At 71.5% G+C, this 19,078-nt stretch carries 19 protein-coding genes and 1 tRNA gene; 12 read left to right on the top strand and 8 right to left on the bottom strand.

What is annotated here, in order from left to right:
• Window positions 1–213 precede the first annotated feature (213 nt).
• Entirely contained in the window at window positions 214–1,230 is a 1,017-nt protein-coding gene (locus AC0AIB_RS23670) for a potassium channel family protein (RefSeq protein WP_328340433.1), read from the bottom strand.
• Window positions 1,231–1,402: 172 nt separating this feature from the next.
• Between AC0AIB_RS23670 and AC0AIB_RS23665 the strand changes: the two genes are divergently transcribed.
• Both AC0AIB_RS23665 and AC0AIB_RS23660 read left to right on the top strand, forming a co-directional pair.
• Entirely contained in the window at window positions 1,403–2,065 is a 663-nt protein-coding gene (locus tag AC0AIB_RS23665) for a helix-turn-helix domain-containing protein (RefSeq protein WP_465097506.1), read from the top strand.
• Window positions 2,066–2,201: 136 nt separating this feature from the next.
• The gene (locus AC0AIB_RS23660; protein ID WP_328340437.1) at window positions 2,202–2,798 is read left to right on the top strand and encodes a ClpP family protease; all 597 of its coding nucleotides are present in this window, start codon (window positions 2,202–2,204) and stop codon (window positions 2,796–2,798) included.
• A gap of 62 nt (window positions 2,799–2,860) precedes the next feature.
• Here AC0AIB_RS23660 and AC0AIB_RS23655 read toward each other — a convergent pair whose 3' ends face one another.
• From AC0AIB_RS23655 to AC0AIB_RS23630, 6 genes are all read right to left on the bottom strand, one after another.
• Window positions 2,861–3,835: a zinc-binding dehydrogenase gene (locus AC0AIB_RS23655; RefSeq protein WP_465097505.1), complete on the bottom strand. Its 975-nt coding sequence runs from the start codon at window positions 3,833–3,835 to the stop codon at window positions 2,861–2,863.
• Between the two features lie 33 nt (window positions 3,836–3,868).
• Window positions 3,869–4,354, bottom strand: coding sequence for a hypothetical protein (locus AC0AIB_RS23650; protein WP_328340441.1), 486 nt, complete (start codon window positions 4,352–4,354; stop codon window positions 3,869–3,871).
• 225 nt (window positions 4,355–4,579) lie between these two features.
• Window positions 4,580–4,655 (bottom strand) — tRNA-Arg (locus AC0AIB_RS23645).
• Window positions 4,656–5,089: 434 nt separating this feature from the next.
• On the bottom strand, window positions 5,090–6,265 hold the full coding sequence (locus AC0AIB_RS23640) for a metallophosphoesterase (RefSeq protein ID WP_328340443.1): 1,176 nt from the start codon (window positions 6,263–6,265) through the stop codon (window positions 5,090–5,092).
• A 511-nt stretch (window positions 6,266–6,776) separates the two neighbouring features.
• The gene (locus AC0AIB_RS23635; protein WP_328340445.1) at window positions 6,777–7,496 is read right to left on the bottom strand and encodes an ABC transporter permease; all 720 of its coding nucleotides are present in this window, start codon (window positions 7,494–7,496) and stop codon (window positions 6,777–6,779) included.
• Window positions 7,497–7,522: 26 nt separating this feature from the next.
• A complete protein-coding gene (locus AC0AIB_RS23630; protein WP_328340448.1) occupies window positions 7,523–8,404 on the bottom strand; it encodes an ABC transporter ATP-binding protein in 882 nt (293 codons plus the stop codon).
• Window positions 8,405–8,511: 107 nt separating this feature from the next.
• Here AC0AIB_RS23630 and AC0AIB_RS23625 point away from each other — a divergent pair, with 107 nt between their 5' ends.
• Genes AC0AIB_RS23625 through AC0AIB_RS23610 form a run of 4 tightly spaced genes read left to right on the top strand, consistent with a single transcriptional unit; the run spans window position 8,512 to window position 11,738 of the window.
• Window positions 8,512–9,666 carry a sensor histidine kinase gene (locus AC0AIB_RS23625; RefSeq protein ID WP_465097504.1) on the top strand — a complete coding sequence of 385 codons (1,155 nt, stop codon included), beginning with the start codon at window positions 8,512–8,514 and terminating at the stop codon, window positions 9,664–9,666.
• Window positions 9,663–10,265 carry a response regulator gene (locus AC0AIB_RS23620; RefSeq protein WP_465097503.1) on the top strand — a complete coding sequence of 201 codons (603 nt, stop codon included), beginning with the start codon at window positions 9,663–9,665 and terminating at the stop codon, window positions 10,263–10,265. Before AC0AIB_RS23625 ends, AC0AIB_RS23620 begins: the two co-directional genes overlap by 4 nt.
• A 59-nt stretch (window positions 10,266–10,324) precedes the next feature.
• Window positions 10,325–11,503 carry an SGNH/GDSL hydrolase family protein gene (locus AC0AIB_RS23615; RefSeq protein WP_465097502.1) on the top strand — a complete coding sequence of 393 codons (1,179 nt, stop codon included), beginning with the start codon at window positions 10,325–10,327 and terminating at the stop codon, window positions 11,501–11,503.
• Window positions 11,496–11,738 carry a winged helix-turn-helix transcriptional regulator gene (locus AC0AIB_RS23610; protein WP_442930584.1) on the top strand — a complete coding sequence of 81 codons (243 nt, stop codon included), beginning with the start codon at window positions 11,496–11,498 and terminating at the stop codon, window positions 11,736–11,738. Before AC0AIB_RS23615 ends, AC0AIB_RS23610 begins: the two co-directional genes overlap by 8 nt.
• Here AC0AIB_RS23610 and AC0AIB_RS23605 read toward each other — a convergent pair.
• Window positions 11,735–12,238, bottom strand: a complete 504-nt coding sequence (locus AC0AIB_RS23605; protein ID WP_328340455.1) for a DUF3159 domain-containing protein — start codon at window positions 12,236–12,238, stop codon at window positions 11,735–11,737. The two genes, AC0AIB_RS23610 and AC0AIB_RS23605, sit on opposite strands and share 4 nt — an antisense overlap.
• A gap of 433 nt (window positions 12,239–12,671) precedes the next feature.
• Here AC0AIB_RS23605 and AC0AIB_RS23600 point away from each other — a divergent pair, with 433 nt between their 5' ends.
• From AC0AIB_RS23600 to AC0AIB_RS23575, 6 genes are all read left to right on the top strand, one after another.
• Complete coding sequence (locus AC0AIB_RS23600) at window positions 12,672–12,860, top strand: hypothetical protein (protein ID WP_328340457.1); 189 nt, start codon at window positions 12,672–12,674, stop codon at window positions 12,858–12,860.
• A 9-nt stretch (window positions 12,861–12,869) separates the two neighbouring features.
• A complete protein-coding gene (locus AC0AIB_RS23595; protein WP_328340459.1) occupies window positions 12,870–13,406 on the top strand; it encodes an alpha/beta fold hydrolase in 537 nt (178 codons plus the stop codon).
• Window positions 13,407–13,512: 106 nt separating this feature from the next.
• Window positions 13,513–14,073: a hypothetical protein gene (locus tag AC0AIB_RS23590; RefSeq protein ID WP_465097501.1), complete on the top strand. Its 561-nt coding sequence runs from the start codon at window positions 13,513–13,515 to the stop codon at window positions 14,071–14,073.
• Window positions 14,074–14,368: 295 nt separating this feature from the next.
• Entirely contained in the window at window positions 14,369–16,000 is a 1,632-nt protein-coding gene (locus AC0AIB_RS23585; protein WP_465097500.1) for a serine/threonine-protein kinase, read from the top strand.
• A gap of 267 nt (window positions 16,001–16,267) precedes the next feature.
• Window positions 16,268–17,428 (top strand): GNAT family N-acetyltransferase, encoded by a 1,161-nt coding sequence (locus tag AC0AIB_RS23580; protein WP_328340465.1) that lies wholly within the window; start codon window positions 16,268–16,270, stop codon window positions 17,426–17,428.
• A gap of 83 nt (window positions 17,429–17,511) precedes the next feature.
• Window positions 17,512–19,077, top strand: coding sequence for an AMP-binding protein (locus AC0AIB_RS23575; protein ID WP_328340467.1), 1,566 nt, complete (start codon window positions 17,512–17,514; stop codon window positions 19,075–19,077).
• The last annotated feature ends 1 nt before the right edge of the window (window position 19,078 follow it).

Below are 19,078 nucleotides of genomic sequence, written 5' to 3'. Positions count from 1 at the left end.
TCCGACAAACCAACCGCCCCACCTACGACAACCTCGTCCAACAACAGATCACCACCGCCAAAGCCACCACCACCCACACCCCCGAACAACAACTCACCGACCTCCTCCACACCGGCGACACCTGGACCATCAGCTAGTCGCCCGTCGACACGTCGAAGTGGCCGTTCCCCACGCAGGGGCCGGCCACTCGCCGTTTCGGCGGGCTACACGGTGTCAGGAGGCGGTGGTGTTGGCGGTGGGTCGATCGTCGCGGACGTGCACGAGCATGTCGCCGGTCTCGATCACCGCACCGGCCTTGTCGGCCAGGGTGACCACCTTGCCCCGGCGTACCAGGGCGATGACCAGGGACTCCAGCTCACGCGGGGACTTGCCCACCTCGTGCCGCTCGGCGGAACGCATCGCCAGCGCCATGCCCTGCCCGGGGGTGAGCAGGTCCTCCACCACGTCGATCAGCGGCGGGGCGGAGGTGGAGAGGCCCAACAGCCGGCCCGCGGTGGCCGAGGAGACGATCACGTGGTGCGCGCCGCTCTGGCGCAGCAGCGGGGCGTTCTCGGCCTCCCGGACGGCCGCGATGATGCGTACCTGACCGGCGGTGAGCTGCCGGGTGGTGAGCGCCACCAGCACCGAGGCGTCGTCACTGTCGGTGGCGATGATGACGGACTTGGCGTTGCGGACGTGCGCCTCCTCCAGCACCGACGAACGGGTGGCGGAGCCCTCGATGGCGACCAGCCCGGCCGAGGTGGCCTGCCGCAGCGCGGTGCCGCTGCGCTCCACCACCACGATCCGGGACTTGTCCAGGCCGTTCTCCAGCAGGGCGGAGACCGCGCTGCGACCCTTGGTGCCGTAGCCGCAGATGATGACGTGGTCCTTCACGGTTCTCCTCCATCGACCCAGGCGACGGCCGGTCCGGTACTGCTCGGTCAGGACTTCCAGGGTGGTGCCGACCAGGATGATCAGGAAGATCACCCGGGCCGGGGTGATGAACAGGACGTTCACCAGGCGGGCCGACTGCTCGTAGGGGGTGATGTCGCCGTACCCGGTGGTGGAGAGGGTGACCACCGCGTAGTAGAAGCAGTCGAGCAGGGTCAGCCCGTTCTCGTCCACGTCGCGGTAACCGCTGCGGTCCAGGTAGACCACCGCCACGGTGAGCAGGACCAGGCCCAGGGCGGCGGCCAGGCGGAGACTCAACGCGCTGAGCGGTCCCCGCCGCTGCGCCGGGAAATGGATCACCGTCGGTCCTGCTCCCCCTGGGTCACCTGCACGAGCACAACATAGCGGGTGACGGGTGGGGCGGCAGGTCGGGCCGCCGGTCGGACCAGCGGGAGACGCCGGGGGCCGGTGCCGAGCCGGGCGACCGGGCATGATGGGAGGGTCCCGGGACACCGGCCACGAGGAGGCCCGCATGTCACTGCTGCGTCGGGTGATCGGCGGGGTGCTCCGCCGGGTACGGCTGCGCCAGGGCCGCACGCTGCGCGAGGTGGCCACCGCCGCCGGCGTGTCCCTGCCCTACCTCTCCGAGGTCGAGCGCGGGCGCAAGGAAGCCTCCTCCGAGGTGCTGGCGGCGATCTGCCGGGCCCTCGGGATCCACCTGTCCGACCTGCTCGAAGAGGCCCGCGACGAGCTACGGCGGGTCGAGCGTCGGGTGCCCGTCCCGCCGGGCGGCACCCTGGCCGGGCCGGGCCGGGTGCCGACCGCCCGCCGGGCCGGCACCGGTCCGCACCTCCAGGTCGGCCGACCCACGGCAGGATTCGGCCGACCCACGGCGGCGGTCGGTCCGTCCAGGGCGAACAGCGGCCCATCCACGGTACGGGCCGGCGGGCCGACCGGCTTCGCGCCGATGTTCCACGTCGGCGGCGCGGGCTTCCGCTCCAGCGGCGCGGGCTTCCGCTCCGGCGGTGGTGCGCCGGCACCCGTCGGCGGTACGTCCGGGTTCGCCGTGGTGGCCGGTGTCGCGCCCGTCCGGGTGCCGGCCGTCCTGTCGACCGCCCGCCCCGCTGCGCGTACCGCCAGGATGCTGGCGCGGCGGCGGGCCCGGACGGGCCAGCGGCGGCTGCTGGTCGGTTAGGCCGGCCGGGTTCTGCCGAGGGCAGATCTGCCCGGGGCAGAAAGGCTGGGGTGGCGGCCGCCCGACGGCGCAGGCTGGACCCGCCGGTCCCCGGGTGGAGCGAGGTCGCCCGCCGGCAACGCGGAGGGTGGTCACCATGATCGGGTACGACGTGCGCATGCTGGACGGCGGGCAGCCAGCCTTCGGCGACCAGGTCTTCGAGCGGCTGCTGCGGGAACGGATCATCTTCCTCGGCACCGAGGTCACCGACGCCTCGGCCAACCAGATCTGCGCCCAGATCCTGCTGTTGGCCGCCGAGGACAGCAAGCGGGACATCTACCTCTACATCAACTCGCCAGGTGGCTCGGTAAGTGCCGGCATGGCCGTCTACGACACCATGCGGTACGTCAGCAACGACGTGGCCACCCTGGCGCTGGGGCTCGCCGGGTCGATGGGGCAGTTCCTGCTCTGCGCGGGGGCGGCGGGCAAGCGGTTCGCCCTGCCGCACGCGCGGGTCATGATGCACCAGCCGTCCGGTGGGATGGGTGGCACCGCCGCCGACATCACCATCCAGGCGGAGAACATGCTGCACGTCAAGCGGACCATGCAGGAGCTGATCGCCGAGCACAGCGGGCGCACCCTCGACGAGATCCAGGCCGACTGGGACCGGGACCGGTGGTTCACCGCCGAGCAGGCCAGGGACTACGGCCTGATCGACCAGGTGCTCACCCGGGCCGACCAGCTTCCCGGCTGACCGTCGACGTCACCCCCGGCGCGCACGACGGCGGCGGAACGCGTGACCCACATCGACGGTCTTCAGACGGTCAACACCACCTTGCCCAGCGCCCGCCGGCCCTCCAGGTCGGCGTGCGCGACAGCCGCCTCCGCCAGCGGGTACGTCGACACCAGCGGACGCCACCAGCCCCGGCCGCCCAACTCCACCGACCGGGCCGCCAACCCGGCGATCCCCCCGGGCCTGGTGCGGAGCCGTTGCCCGAGCCACCCGGCGGTCAGGCTGCGCCCCACCAGATCATCCGTGCCGATCCGGGTCGGCTCCCCCGCCGACCAGCCGAACATCACGAACCGTCCACCCGTCGCCGTCGACTCCAGCGCGGCCCGGCCCAGCGCCCCGCCGACCCCGTCGTACACCAGCGTCGGCCCGCCGACCCGTGCCCGGACCAGGTCCGTCCAGTCCGGCCGGTCGTAGTCGACCACCACCACGTCCGCACCCAGTTCACCCAGTCGGGCCGTCCGCTGCGCGCCCCGCGCCGCCGCGACCACCGTCGCGCCGACCGACCGGGCCGCCTGCACCAGCAACCAACCCATCCCGCCGGCCGCCGACAGCACCAGCACCACGTCGTCCGCCGTCGGCGGCTCCACCTCGAACACGCCGAGCGCGGTCCGGCCCGTACCCACCAGGGCCACCGCGTCGGCGAACCCCATCTTCTCCGGTACGGCGAACAGCGATCCGACCGCGGCGACCGCCTGCTCCGCGTACCCGCCCGGGACCATGCCCAGGTGGGCGAAGACCCGTCGACCCCGCCATGTCTCGTCCACCTCGTCCCCTACCAGGTCGACCGTCCCCGCGACCTCCCGGCCCGGCACGGTCGGCAGCTCCGGCAGCGGCAGCGGGCCGCCGCCCTCGCCCCGACGCAGCGTGGTGTCGAGCAGGTGCACCCCGCTGGCCGCCACGGCGATACGTACCTGGTCGGGGGCGGGGGTGAGGTCGGGCAGGTCGTCGAGGACGAGATTGGTGGCGGGACCGAACTCGTGAAGGCGAATCGCACGCATGCCCCCATCCGACAACCTGCACCGGACGTGAGGTCAATGGTCTCCACAGTTTCCGGTGCGCACCGCCCCCTCGGGCAGGTGGGCGGCGAGGGCGGCGAACTGCGCCCGGGTCAGGTACGACGGGTTGGCCGCCTGCGGCTGACGGAACACCTCCAGGCCAGCCAGCCGGGGGTCGGCGCGCAACCGGTCACGGCGCAGCCGTTGCGGCTCAGGAAGGATGGTCAGCTCCAGCGGCACCGACCAGGGTGCGTGGGCCTCCTCGCCGGGCACCGGCTCGCCGATGAGCCGGCCGATCCCCCAGACGCCGTAGGGCAACCGTCCCCGGCTACCGCTGGCCCAGAAGAGCATGGGCTGACCGGCCCGCATCAGCCGGGCCCGGTAGCCGGGGCGTACGCACCAGCTCGTCACCCGGGGATCCCGGGCGAACCGGCCGGCGAGGTCGACCGTGTCCGCGTTGCCCTTGATCAGCCAGGCGCCCAGGTTCTCCCGGGTCACCTGTCGCTCGTCGGTTTTCGACACGTCGGTTCCTCCTCGGCGACCGGTCGGCTCTGCCCGGACCGCGCTTCGGACCACCGGAGCGGTGGGTCCGGTGCTCAGGTGCCCCGGCTCGCTTCGGACAATGCCGTCCGTCCGCGGAAACCTCGATCCGGCGCGTCCTGGCGCCGTACGGGAACTCGAAGTCAACCGCGACGGAGAGGGTGAGGTCGACCCATGGCCGGCTTCCTGCTGGTCACGGCCCCGCGTTGGTGCCCCCGGCAGGATTCGAACCTGCGACACACGGTTTAGGAAACCGATGCTCTATCCCCTGAGCTACGAGGGCGCGAGCGCCTAGTCTAGCGACCTGCGGGTTCACCTGGGGTGGCAGGGAGCGGCCCACGTCCACCCGCAGCACCCGGACCCGTGTTCGCCCAGCCCAGGCCCACACCTCGAGCACACGAACCCCCGTTTGCGACCACAATCGGCTGCGGTGACCCGCGTCGGCACCGGTTGACCCGGGCTGGCATCCGCTGGCGAACACACGTCGAGCACATCATCGAAGATCAACGACGTTCCGTCCATGTAGCCGCCCTTGGCGTCGTCACCAGAGAAGCACGGAGCGCTCACCTCGGGGTCGCTCGCGCCGTGTCCTGTCCGGCGAGGTCCTGATGGACTCGGGTACATGCGGGCGGATTCTGGGCCCGGGATAGCCAACAGAGTTGACCGAGGCATCCCCGACCACGGTCAGGTGGGGGCGTGGGTGAGGGCCTGGTCGGGCTAACCCGTCCGAAGGGTGAGCAGGGTGATCTCGCTCGGCGCGAAGATCCGGAACGGCGGGCCCCAGAAACCGGTCCCCCGGCTCGTGTAGAGCTGGGTCCGGCCGTGCCGGCTGAGGCCCTGCACGACCGGCTGGTCGAGCCGGACCAGGTAGTGGAACGGCCACATCTGGCCGCCGTGGGTGTGCCCGGACAGTTGCAGATCCACGCCGGCCGCGACCGCGTCGTCGATCTGCTTCGGCTGGTGCGCCAGCAGCAGCACCGGCAGCCGCGGGTCGGTGCCGGCCAGCGCCGCGGCGTGGTCGGCGCGGTGACCGGCCACGCCGGACGAAGCGGCGGTCACGTCGTCGACCCCGGCCACGACAAGTTGGGCGCCTCCCCGCTCCACCACGAGGTGCCGGTTGTGCAGGGGCTCCCAGCCGAGGGCCCGCATGTGGTCGACCCAGCCCTGCGCCTGGCCGTAGTACTCGTGGTTACCCGTCACATACACCCGGGCCAGCCGGGCCTGCACAGTGCCCAGCGGCGCTGCCTGCGCCCGGCGCTGGTCGACGGTGCCGTCGGCGATGTCGCCGGTGTGGCAGACGATGTCGGGGGCCAGGCCGTTGACCACCTCGATCGTGCGGGCGGACCAGCGGGCCCGGTCGATCGGGCCGTAGTGGGTGTCGGTCAGCAGCACCACCCGGACTCCGTCGAGACCGGCACCCAGCCGGTCGATGGTCACGTCCACCCGCCGGACCCGGGGCACCCGCATCGCCTCGGCGTACCCCCAGACGGCCAGGACGATCGAGACGACCGCCGCACCGACCGCCACAGCCCGGGACCGCACCGGGTCGGCGACCCCTGCGACGGCGAGCGGGAGCCGAGCCACGTTGCCGAGCAGCGCCCAGACGAAGAGGATCCAGACCAGGCCAAGGAGCGTGTCCCCCGCGCGGGCCGCCGCGTCCAGCCGCCGGCGGCCGTGCCCGAGATACATCAGAACGGGGAGCGCGACCACCGCGACCACGAACACGCTCGTGCCGGCGGCCACCACCGGCTCCGGCCACCGCGCCGCCACCGTCAACGTCCACCATGGCAGCCCGAACAGCAACGCCAGGACCACGACCAGCGTCGCCCCGGACACCAGCGGTCGCAGCGACCCTCGCGCCGGCCGCACCTGTACGGCATCGCCAGCAGCCATCGTCGTCCTCCCGTCGGGTCCATGCAGCATGACACGGTCCGCGCCAGATCGACCACGCCCGGAAGCCGGGACGGATCCGGCCCGTAGGTGATCGATCCGCGACCTGGGAGTGCCTCGGCTCGGATACGGTCAGCGGGTGGCGTACGACGCCCTGGCCGAGAGCCTGCGCCTGACATCTCAGGGTTGCCGGAGGGTCGGCTATAGAGGGCTGGTAGCAGGCTCACCGCCCCCGTACGGGTGGCGAGAGCCGGTGCTCGGTGCCTCCTTCCCGGCGGCGGGCCTATGCGGACCAGTGTGGAAGGCCGTCGTACCGATCGGCGCTGTCTCGGCCGGATGTCGGCAGTACGTCCGTGCTTATCAGGATGTGATCTCGGGTGCTATGACGGTCGTCTCCTTCGGTGTTTCGTTCATGGCTTCCACGAAGTCGTTCCGTGCCCCTTCGTACCGCATTGATGGATGTGCTTGCATTCGGGCCGCGCGGTGGACCCTGTGTTTGGCTGGCGTTCGGTGGTCATCGGCGGGGCTCCCAGCGGAAGAGTCGGGTGGCGAGGGCGACGGCGATGACGACCCAGCCGAGCGTGGGCGCGAACAGGAGCAGGGAGTCGGTCACGGCGACGCCGCCGTTCCACGCGTTCATGGTCAGCTCGGTGGCGGCACCGCCGGGCAGCAGTCGCTTGAGCCAGGGGAGGTTCTCGGTGCCGGAGATGCCGACCCAGGTGGCCATGGCGATCACACCGAGAGTGACGGGCAGGGTGGTGACCTGCGCGTGTTCCGGGGAGTTCGTCAGCCCGGCCGTGGCCAGGGCCAGGCCGACCATCATGGCCAGGGTTGCGAGGAACGCCACGACCAGCAGAGCGACGTTGGCCGGCGCGCCGGCGACCACGGCCAGGGCGGTCAGGATCGCGGTCACCTGCACGACCGCGAGGACCAGTACGGGCAGCAGCAGGCCGGCGAGAATGCCGGCGTCGCTTTCCGCGGTGGAGCGCAACCTCTTGAGGAAGAGGTTCTGCCGCCGGGAGGCCAGCGTGGTGACGGCGGTGGCGTAGAGCCCGAACGCGGTGATCGTGAATATCACGACCGCGGCGATGTAGCCGAGGCTGCCGAGGGCGGCGTAGGTCTCGTGCTGGCGGACGAAGAACGCGCTGACGACGACCGGGATGATGAGGCTGGTGATCAGTACCAGCCGGTTGCGGAAGATCTGGATCAGTTCGCCTGCGGCGATGGACCACACGGTGGAACTCCTGTCGGGATGGCGGGTCAGTTGCTGATGGCGCGGAAGACGTCGTCGAGGCGGGTCGGTCCGGCCTCCAGGCCCTGCAGCTCGACGGCGTGGTCCTGCGCCCACCGGAGCAGGAGGTGCAGGTCCTCCTGCAGTCCGAAGGTCTCGACCACGACCTTCCCCTCGGCGTCGGCCACCGCCTGCAGCGGCAGCTCCGGCGCGCCGGCCGGGAGGGAGAAGCGGATGACGGCCGGCAGGGTGCGGGTCAGTTCGGCCACGGTTCCCTCGCGGTGCAGGGTGCCCTGGTGCATCAGTCCGATGCGGTCGGCGCGTTGCTGCGCCTCCTCCAGGTAGTGGGTGGTGAGCACGATGGTCGCGCCGTTCTCGCGGAGCCGGTCGACGGTCGTCCAGACGGCGTCGCGGGCGGAGATGTCCAGGCCGGTGGTCGGCTCGTCCAGGAAGATCAGGTCCGGGGTGCCGTAGACGGCGGTGGCGAAGTCCAGCCGACGCTTCTCCCCGCCGGAGAGCTGCGACACCCTCCGGCCGGCCCGGCCGGTGAGATCGACGAGGTCGAGGACCCGGTCAACGTTGTCGGGGCGCCCGCTGAGCCGGCCGACGAGCCGGACGGACTCGCGGACCGTGAGGTCCGGGGAGAAACCGCTCTCCTGGAGCATCACGCCCATCCGGGGACGGACCACACGCCGGTCCTGCGGGCTGTGCCCGAAGACGCGCACCGCGCCGGAGGACGGCCTGCGGTGTCCCTCGACAACCTCCAGGGTCGAGGTCTTGCCGGCCCCGTTGGTGCCCAGCAGCGCGTACAGCTCTCCGGGCTGCACCTCGAAGGAGAGGTCCCTAACGGCGTGGAAGTCACCGTAGGTGAGGTTCAGCCGGTCGACTTCGATGACGGGTGAGGTGGACATGCACCCATCACAGCGCGGGCGCCACCTTCCCGTCAGTGGCACCATGTCACCGCCGAATGTGACGCGGTGTCACTGGTCGTGGCCCTCGGCTGCCGGATACTGGTGTGGTGACCGCGACATCCCCGCGCTTCACCGAGTCGACGCAGGGAAGGCTGCGCCGGCTCAATCTCGCCACGTCACTACCGCCGGTCGTGTTCGCCGCCGTGGTCCTGCTCTACATCGACGCGCGCACCTGGTGGCATCTCGTCATCCTTGTGCCGGGGGCCGTGGCGGCCGTGGTGGCCTTCGAGCGGTGGACTGCCAACGACCTGGCCCGGGTAGCGGTCCCGTGTGTGATCGTCGGGGCAGCGGTGTGGCCGCTGGGGGTCCTGGTGACCGGCAGTCCCAACGCCTACTGGGGGTTCTGCGCCGTCGGTTCGCTTGCCCTGCGCGAGGTCCGGCGACACCGCCGGCTGGCGGTGGCGGGACTGTTCAGCTACGTCGCCGCCGTCGGCGCGACGCGGCTGATGGTGCAGCGGGACGACGTCGGTCACGTCCTCGTCACCTACGTCCTCGTCCCGACCGCCCTCACCGTCGTCGTGACGGTCTTCACCATCGTGGGCGAGCGGTTCTACGACCTCATCCGGGAACTCGAACAGACCCGGGAACGCGAGGCGGAACTTGCCGTGGTCCGCGAGCGCGTGCGGTTCGCCAGCGACCTGCACGACATCCAGGGACACACCCTGCACGTGGTCAAGCTGAAGATCGCGCTGGCCCAGCGGCTGCTGGGCCGCGACACCGAGCGGGCCGAGAAGGAGCTGCGCGAGACGTACGCGCTGGTCAGCGACACCATCACGCAGACCAAGGAGCTCGCGTACGCCCAACGGCGGCTCAACCTCACCGCCGAGATCGAGAACGCGAAGAACCTGTTCGAGGCCGCCGGCATCCGGGTCCGGGTGACCCGCGAGGCCGAGGTCGACGCCCGCGTCAGCGAACTGCTCGGTCAGGTGCTGCGCGAGACCACCACCAACATCCTGCGCCACGCACAGGCCACCCAGGTACAGATCACACTCTCCGAATCAGGCATCACCATCGTCAACGACGGCGCGACCGCCGACACCCCACCGCAGCTGCGGGGACTATCCGCGCTGCGGCAGCGAGTGGCGGGTGACGGAGGTCAGCTGAACGTGGAGCAGCACGAGGGGCGCTTCCAGACGGCCGCGACGTTCCCGCCCGCCCGTGGCGCGGTGAGCCCACCGGCCCGCAAGGAGGGCCGTCGATGACGACGATCGTGCTCGCCGACGACGAGGTGCTGCTGCGTACGGCCCTCGCCGCGCTGCTGCCCATGGAGGGTGACATCACCGTCCTCGCCGAGGCGCAGGACGGCGTGACGGCCATCGAGGCCACCCTGCGGCACCGCCCCGACGTGCTGGTCATCGACCTGGAGATGCCCGGTGTCGACGGCCTCGGCGCGGTCGCTGAGATCCGCCGGACTCGACCCGAGCAGGTGGTCCTCATGCTGACCCGGCACGCCCGCCCCGGGGTGCTGCGCAAGGCGTTGAAACTCGGCGTCCAGGGCTTCGTCAGCAAGTCCGCCGAGCCTGCCCACATCACCTCCGTCATCGCCACCCTGCACGCCGGCAGACGCTGGATCGACCCGGACGTCTCCGCGCTCGCCGTCACCGACGACTCCCCCCTCACCGACCGCGAAGCCGACGTCCTACGGGTCACCGGCGAGGGCTACTCGGTCACCGACATCGCCGCCCGACTGCACCTCGCACCGGGAACCGTCCGCAACTACCTCTCCAACGCCATGCGCAAGACCCAGACCCGGACCCGCCACGAAGCGGCCCGATATGCCCGCGAACACGACTGGCTGTAACCGGCGGTACGGGCGTCCTCGCCGAGGCGCGAGACCACAACACTCGATGGATTGAGAGCATGACCTCCACCTGGATCGATACCCCGATCACCGCGGACCTCCTACCCGGCGCGCTCGACGTGCAGCACACCGCGCGCGGTGTGCTGCCGCACCGGCTGCCCGCCTGGGCGCGCGCCCAGAACACCGACAGTCAGCTCGCCATGGTGGAGGCCCAGCCCGCCGGCGTACGGCTGGCCATCCGCACCCGCGCCACCGCGATCGAGCTGGACGCGCTGCCTACCCGATGGACCTACACCGGCCTGCCGTCCCGCCCCGACGGTGTGTACGACCTGCTCGTCGACGGTCAGCTGATCGACCAGGCCAGCGTCGCCGGTGGTGACACGGTGACCATCGACATGAGCAGCGGGACCACGCAGCGCCGGTCGGGTCCACCCGGCACCGTCCGCTTCACCGGCCTGCCCGACCGGATGAAGCACGTCGAGATCTGGCTACCGCACAACGAGACCACCGAACTCGTCGCCCTGCGCACCGACGCCCCCGTCACACCGGCGCCCATCCGAGGTCGCCGGGTGTGGCTGCACCACGGGAGTTCCATCAGCCAGGGCTCCAACGCCGCCGGCCCCACCACCACCTGGCCGGCCCTCGCCGCCCGCTCGGGCGGCGTCGACCTGGTCAACCTCGGCTTCGGCGGCAGCGCGCTGCTCGACCCGTTCACCGCCCGCACCATGCGCGACACCCCGGCCGATCTGATCAGCGTGAAGATCGGCATCAACCTGGTCAACACCGACGTGATGCGGCTGCGCGCCCTCGGCCCGGCCGTGCACGGCTTCCTCGACACCATCCGCGACGGCCATCCCCACACGCCGCTGCTGGTCATCTCCCCGATCTACTGCCCCATCCACGAGGACACGCCCGGCCCCGGCTCGTTCGACCTCGCCGCCCTCGCCACCGGGCAGGTGCGGTTCCGGGCCACTGGCGATCCGGCCGAGAAGGCGACCGGGAAGCTCACCCTCGGCGTCGACCGGGAGGAGCTGGCCCGGATCACCGTCCAGCGGGCGGCCGCCGACCCGAACCTTCATCACCTCGACGGTCTCGCTCTCTACGGCGAGGCCGACTTCGCCGAGCTGCCGCTCCCCGACGACCTGCACCCGGACACCGCCGCCCACCGGCGTATCGCCGAACGCTTCGGGCCGCAGGTGTTCGACACCAACGGCCCCTTCGCGGGCCCTGTTGCCTGATCGGGCCGGGGAGACCCGGTGGAGGCGGGATGAACTGACCCGTCAACTCGCGGCCCTGCGGCAGTTGGAGCGGAACGGGGTTGTCGATCGGACGCTTCATGCCACCGTTCCGCCACGCACCGAGTACCGACTTACCCCCGCCGGCCGGGATCTGCACGACACGATCAATGACTTCTGCCGGTGGAGCCGCCGCCAACTGGATGAGGTCCTGACCTCGCGTCGCCGGTTCGATTAGGCCGGACTTCCGAGCGCCACCGCCTCGCGCCCGGCAGCCTTCCCGGTCGGGCGATCGCCGCCGACCGCCCCTTCGCGGAACGCCGCTCCTGATCCACCCGCGGTCAGTCCGCACCGCGCCGCTGATGCCCGATCGGCATGAATCCCGCGATTTCTGTCTTCGACCCGCGCGGAGCCGGTCCATGCGACGATCCCGACGGCGACCGCCACCCCGAGCAGGCTCCCGACCGCGGAGACGAGGCGCTCTCCGCGCAGCAGCCGAAAGACGACCAACGCCAGCCCGGTCGCGACGGCGACGGCGACGGCGACGGCGATCAGCAGCGGCAGCAACGCGTTCGCCGTCACGAACACGACTACCGGGATCGTCGAGTAGACGAACCCGGAGACGCCGCCCACCTGGTCCAGGATGGTCGGGCTGGTGGCCTGGCCGGCGTCGTCGGGGCGGGCGGAACCGCGATGACGCTCCGGCACCACTTGCGGTGATCCCTCGTCGATATGCACCGAAACAATAAGCAGGTATGCCGCAGCGGCACACTCAAGCCGGCCCGGCCCGGTGTGGCCGACCTCACGGCAACCGAGCCGGCCGCCTCGCGGCCGGGCAGGTTCAGCCGACGGGTTCGTCCCGGTCGAGGATGACGTTGACGCGCTGTAGGACGTCGATCTGCACGGGTTGTGCAGTTCGACGACCGCGTGGGGGAAGCACTCTCGCCTCCTGTCCGACCCGCCCTCAGCGGACTCGCCCCCATCCGAACCTGTGCCCTCGGGTCACAGTCAAACGGCGGCTGGGCAGCTCTTCCGCTGACGATTCCGGGGCCCCACAGGGCGGCTCCGACCGCCCGGGCCGTCAGTCCCCCTACCGAGTTGAGTGTGCCGCTACGGTCGGGTGTTCCCTCGGACGCGCACTCTGTTGAACGACTCGATCCCGGAGGCTCCCATGACCTTGTTCGACACCGGCCCGCCAGCGGACCGGCCCAGCTCACCAGCTCAGGGGCGTACCACCGGTCGCTTCCGCGCCGCTGCCGGGGCGACCGCGGTGCTCGCCCTGCTGGCGGCCTGTACGAGCATCCCGACCTCGGCGGGTTCCGACCCGCAGCCGTCCGCAGCCGACCTGACGGCGTACTAGGGGCAGAAGTTGTCGTTCGGCTCGTGCGAGGGCTACGGCACCACGCCGAACGAGAAGAAGAGCTTCGTCAAGCCTTTCGAGTGCGCCCGGCTCAAGGTGCCGCTGGACTACCAGGACGCGAAGGGCAGGACCATTCAGGTCGCGGTGCTCCGGCTCCCTGCCCAGGGTGATCCCGGACAGCGCAACGGGTCACTGGTGCTCAACCCGGGCGGCCCGGGCGGTTCGGGCATGACCCAGGCGACGAGCTTCGTCGCCGCATACGCGAAGAGCCCGGTGCTGCAGCGGTTCGACGTGGTGGGGTTCGATCCGCGTGGGGTCGGGTCGTCGACGCCCGCGATCAGCTGTTTCACCGACGCCGAACGCGATCGCGGCGAGGACCAGACCACGTTGCTGGCGTCGTCGGGTGAGTGGAGCCAGGACGACACCCGGCAGCTGCTGGCGGGAAGCGGCAGCGCAGGAGCAGACGCTTCCTGTCGACGCCGATGGGAGTCCACTAATGCGGTGAAGCGGGTGCCCGCCGCGTCGGAGCTTCCATCGACGCGGTGAAGGTCGTAGTGGGGGTGACCGTGACCGGGGATCGCCGGCCCCGGCCGCCGTTCGGTGGCGGTCCGACTCCCCCGCCAACCGTCGCGGCACCTGCTTGAATGGCGGTGTGCAGGTCAGCAGGGACGGACGGAGTTGGCGCATCGGCACCGCCGACGACGTGGCATGGATCGCTCGTCACACCACTGCCGGCTTCTCGATCACCACCGCCGTCCCGCAGACCTTCGACGCCTACGCCACGACGTACCAGGCCGACGATGTCACCGCCGCCGTCTACGAGCAGGCCCTGGTCGAGGACCTCAGCACGCACACCCCGGAACAGCCGTGGTGGCTGGCCTACCTCGACACCGGCGCCCACGACGTCGTCTTCCCCCACGCCCCGAGGGTGTCGCTCTACTGGGACTGGTCCTACGTGCTCGTCGAGGCCGGCCCCGAGCAGGCCCTGACCTGGCGCACCGGCGGCCACATGCGCCACGGCCTCGGGGCGCTACCCGACCTGTTCTTCCCCGCCGACCGGTCGTGGCTGGTCTCCGCGCTCTGGGACGACACCTGGACCTGCGTCGGCGGCCCCGCACCACTGATCCACACCCTCGCGCGCGACCCCCTGGTCAACGCCCGCCGGGTCCGACCCGACGAGGACGCGCTGCCACCGGGACTGACCCGCGAGTGACGACCGCCGCCCGTAGTCGGGGCGAGCCTCCGACGGTGGCCGCCGTCTCCTCGTGCCGTCGTCGAGTAGGAGCCCCGCTCGATGGCCACCGCCGGATCGGCCAGGGACATCGGGACGACGCGCAGATCGTGCCGCCCCCGCGCGGCCTCATCGTGGCGGCCCACCCCGCCCGCGGACGGCATCGATGACGCTGGGTGGGTGGGCGATAGGCTGCGGGCGGCGTACGACTGACCTAAGGGGTACGGGTGACAGGCGGCACGGTTCGCGCGCTGGTCGCGGTCTACGGGCATCCGGCATGAACGACGGGTTGCGTCCCGGCGACCCGACCCGCCTCGGTGGGTACGAGGTGCTCGGCCGGCTCGGCGAGGGGGGCATGGGCAGCGTCTTCCTGGCCCGGTCACCGCAGGGACGGCGGGTGGCGGTAAAGGTCGTCCGCGCGGAGCTCTCCCACGACGACGAGTTCCGTGGTCGTTTCCGTAGCGAGGTGAACCGCGCCCGTCAGGTTCCGCCGTTCTGCACCGCCGAGGTCCTGGACGCCGACCCGGACCATGACCCGCCGTACCTGGTGGTGGAGTACGTCGAGGGCCCCAGCCTGGCCCGGGTGATCCGGGAACAGGGGCCGCTGCGGCCTGCCCAACTGCACAGCATCGCGGTCGGGGTGGCTACCGCGCTCACCGCCATCCACGGCGCCGGGGTGATCCACCGGGACCTGAAACCGGCGAACGTCCTGGTCGCACCGGGTGGGATCAAGGTCATCGACTTCGGTATCGCCCGAGCGTTCGAGGCTACGAGCCGGCACACCCGGACCAACCAGATGGTCGGGACCGTCTCGTACATGGCTCCGGAGCGGTTCGACACGACGTCCGGCCCTCCGGTGGGCCCGGCCGCGGACATCTTCGCCTGGGGTGCGGTGGTCGCCCATGCCGCCACCGGCCGCAACCCGTTCGGGGGCGACTCGCCCACCGCCATCGCGATGCGAATCCTCACTCAACCTCCGGACCTGACCGGGCTCGACGGGCCGTTGCGGGAGTTGGTCTCCCGGGCGTTGGAGAAGGATCCCGCCGCCCGGCCCACCGCCCGGGAACTGCTCGACGGGTTGTTGACCGCTGCGTACCCGGTGGGTGTCGGCGAGCCGGCCCAACCCTTGATCGGGACGCCGACGGCGGGTGTGTCGCCCGCCGCCGGCGGTGACGAGCAGGGCCGGCGGCCAGTGCCACCGGCTCCGGCCCCGGATCCGGATCCGGCCCCGGTCCGCCGAGCGGGCTCCCGTCGGCGCGGCTGGCTCACCGCCCTGGCGGCGACCGCCGCGGTGGTCGCGGTGCTGGTGCCCGCTTCCCTGTTCGGCCCGCAACTGCTGAGTGGGCGGTCCACGTCGGACCGGGACGGCCCGGCGGTGACCGGCAGCCCGACGGCGAGCGGGCCGGCGGCCGCCGGGTCCACACCCGCATCGGGCAAGCCGCCACCGTCGACCGGTGCGGACCCTACCCGGGCCATCCTGGCAGGCCAGCGGCGAATCCTGCTGCACGTGGTGGAGATCGACCGTGACCTGTCGCTGCCGTTCCACGGGGAACTCGAGGTCGGTGACGGGACCGGCAAGGATGCGCTCTTCGTGCTCGAACCGGTCGGTGTCGACTACATGATCAGGTCGGTGAACCCGGACATCGCCCACCGACCCTGCCTCGGCGTCAAGATCGACGCGAAGGGGTACGCGTCGCTCGTGGGAGCCGATTGTTACGCCACAGCCGCAACCGTGTTCGGGATAACCCGCGAGGGCAAGGACGACAAGGGACGCACCTCCTACTCCATCATCAGCGACGAGTACGGCGTGGTGCAGTGGAGCCCGAGCAAGAAGGGGATCCGCGTGGAGTTCCTCGGTGACGCCCCGGTCCCCACCACGTTCAGCCTGGTCGACCGGGGCGCGGTCTGACTCGCGCGCCCCCGAAGGAACACGCGCACCACAGACGAGCGTCCCCCCGACGGCCCCGACCCGCTGGGCACCCACGACAGGGAGCCGGCAGGGCGGACGCCCGCAGCGCCGCCGCCAGCCAGCCGGCCGGGTGTTGGCGGCGGACCTGGAGACAAGCCGTCGGGGGCGTCGCGGGGTCTGGCGTGTCGCCGACGCGCACGGCAATCTATGGAGCGGACCGGCCCCCGGCGGAGAAACGATCATGACATACGCGGCGGAAGGCGGGACATGGGCCATCTCGACGGCGGCACCGACTACTTCAGCGACCCGCTCGGCGGGCTCGCCGACCAGCAGTGGGACGAGATGGCCGGCAACCGGTTCTACTCCTCGGCGTTCTGGCTGCGGCTGTGCGCGCTGGAGGGCGGGGGTGCCTCCGGCGGCGTCCACGTGACACTGCCCGACGGCGGGCGGGCGGGCGTGCCGGTGATCGCGGTCGGCGCGGATCCACACCCCAACTGCCGGTGGGGCACCATTCTCGCCGCCCACCACCTGCCGAGCCCTCCACCACAGGGCATCTACGTCGGACAGCGCCGCGGCTACCTGGCGAACCTGCTGACCTCGCCGGGAGCCGACCCGGTGGCGGCCGCCGGAAGGATCCTCGAGGAGGTCCGGTCGGCGCGCCCACCGGTGCCGCCCGCGTCGGCGTCCGCGCAGGTCGCCGTACACCTGACCACCCCGGACGTGCTGGCCTTCCGGGAGGCGGGGGTGACTGCGGAACCGGTCCTGTTGGCCGCCGACGCCTGGATCGGCATTCCGCCCGGCGGGTGGGAGGAGTGGCTGGAGTCGCTGGGCTCCCGGCACCGGATCCGTCGTATCCGCGCCGAGGTACGGCGGTTCGCACAGGCCGGCTACCGGGTTACCCGGCGTACCCTCCGGGAGGCCTGGGCGGACGTGGCCCGGCTCGCGATCCACACCGAGCAACGCTACGGCCGGGCGGGTGACCCGTCCGTCTACTACGACGGGTTCCGCAAGCAGGGCGAGTTGGCCGGGCCACGGGCCGAGGTCCTGCTCTGCGCCTACGACGACGAACCGCCGGTCGGCTGCTGCCTCTACTACCGCGACGGCGACACGGTCTACCTGCGGGCGGTGGGCTTCGACTACGAGCGGCTCCGGGGGGCCGCCGAGTACTTCAACCTGGCCTACCACCTTCCCGCCCGGCTGCCCGGCGTGCGGTGGCTGCACGCCGGCGTCGCGACCCCGGACGGCAAGGCGCTGCGGGGCGCCGAGCTTCGTCCACTGTGGTTGCTGGACCTCTCGGCGACCAGCGTGCTGGACAAGCACCGCGACGAGATCCGGGACCACAACGCGGCCCTGCGGTCCGACCTGGCCGGGCGTTCGCCGGCGGTCGCGGCGGCCCTGGGCACGGCGGAGTGGGAGACCTTCTGCTGATCCGGCGGCCGGATCGCCCGCCGGTCCGCCCGCAGCGCTCACACACGACGAGGAAGGCGAGGTCGACCGGCATGGGTGGTGCGATGACGACCCGGCATCTGTTCACGGTCCACGCCCTGCTGCACGACGCGGCCGGGACGTTCGGCGACGACCTCGCGGTGAGCGACGGCACGCGGTCGCTGTCCTTCGCCGAGCTGCGGGACGCGGCGCTGGCCACCGCGGCAGTCCTGGCGCGTCACGGCGTCCGGCGGGGCGACCGGGTGGGGATCTGCATGGCGAAGTCGGTCGACCAGGTGGTGGCGATCCTCGCCGTGTCGACGGCCGACGCGGTGATCGTGCCGATCCTGCCCACCCTCAAGGGCGACAACATCCGGCACATCGTCCGGGACTCCGGGATGCGCACCGCGATAACGGACGACGTACGCGCCGACGAGCTGCGTACCTCCGTCCCCGTGCTTCCGCTGCTGCTCGCCGGGGACGTCTGCGTCGAGCCGGGCGACGCGGCTGCGCGGACCGACGGTGGTGCGGTGCCGCAACGCGCCATCGGCGACGACCTCGCGGGGATCATCTACTCCTCCGGCTCCACCGGCCGACCCAAGGGCATCATGGTGACCCATCGCAACGTCTGCGACGGCGCCCGGATCACCGTCCGGTACCTCGGCACCCGCCGCGACGACCGGATCGGCAGCGTCCTGTCCCTGAACTTCGACTACGGGTTGAACCAGCTCTGGCAGGCGCTGTACACCGGCGCCCAGCTCCATCTGCACGAGCTGGTGTTCCCCGCGGACCTGTTCCGTTTCCTGGCCGCCGAGCGCATCACCGTCCTGCCGGTCATGCCGGTCATCGTCACCCGGATGTTCAACCCCCGGTTGCTCCGGGAATGGCCGACCGGGGACCTCTCCGCCGTGCGCTACGTCTCGTCGTCCGGCGGCGCGGTGTCGCACCGCATGATCGAGAACCTCACCCGGGCCTTTCCGGTGGCGGAGGTCTTCCTCATGTACGGGCTGACCGAGGCGTTCCGCTCGACCTACCTGGAACCGGACCAGCTCGGTCGCCGTCCCACGTCGATCGGTCGGGCGATTCCGGACGTGGAGATCCTCGTCCTCGACGAGCAGGGCCGCGAGGTCGGCCCGAACGAGCCCGGGGAACTCGTCCACCGGGGGGGCTGCATCGCCAAGGGCTACTGGGAGGCCCCGGAGGAGACCGCGAAACGGTTCCGGACCCTGCCGGCGTACCCCGGCGAGACCGTGGTGTTCAGCGGCGACATGGTGACCCGGGACGAGGAGGGTTACCTGTACTTCCAGGGCCGGCGCGACGCGATGATCAAGACTTCGGGGTTCCGGGTCAGCCCGACCGAGGTGGAGGAGACGGCCGCCCGGTTCCCCGGCGTCGACGCGTGCGTGGCGGTCGGCGTGCCGAACGTCGAGATCGGCGAGGACGTCGCCCTCGTCTACACCGTGAGCGCGCCGGTCGACGCGGGGGAGTTCCGGCGCTTCCTCGTCGACCACCTGCCGACCCACATGGTGCCGCACCGCCTGGTGCCGCGCCCGTCCCTGCCGGCCACCGGCAACCAGGGCAAGATCGACAGGCAACGGGTACGGGACTCGCTGCTGAGCCCCGCCTCCGCCACCGACGGCGACCGGCCCTGAC

Source organism: Micromonospora sp. DSM 43699 (assembly GCF_055517075.1).
The sequence above is the reverse complement of the archived record's forward strand: the minus strand, read 5'-3'. Positions and strand labels throughout refer to the sequence as shown.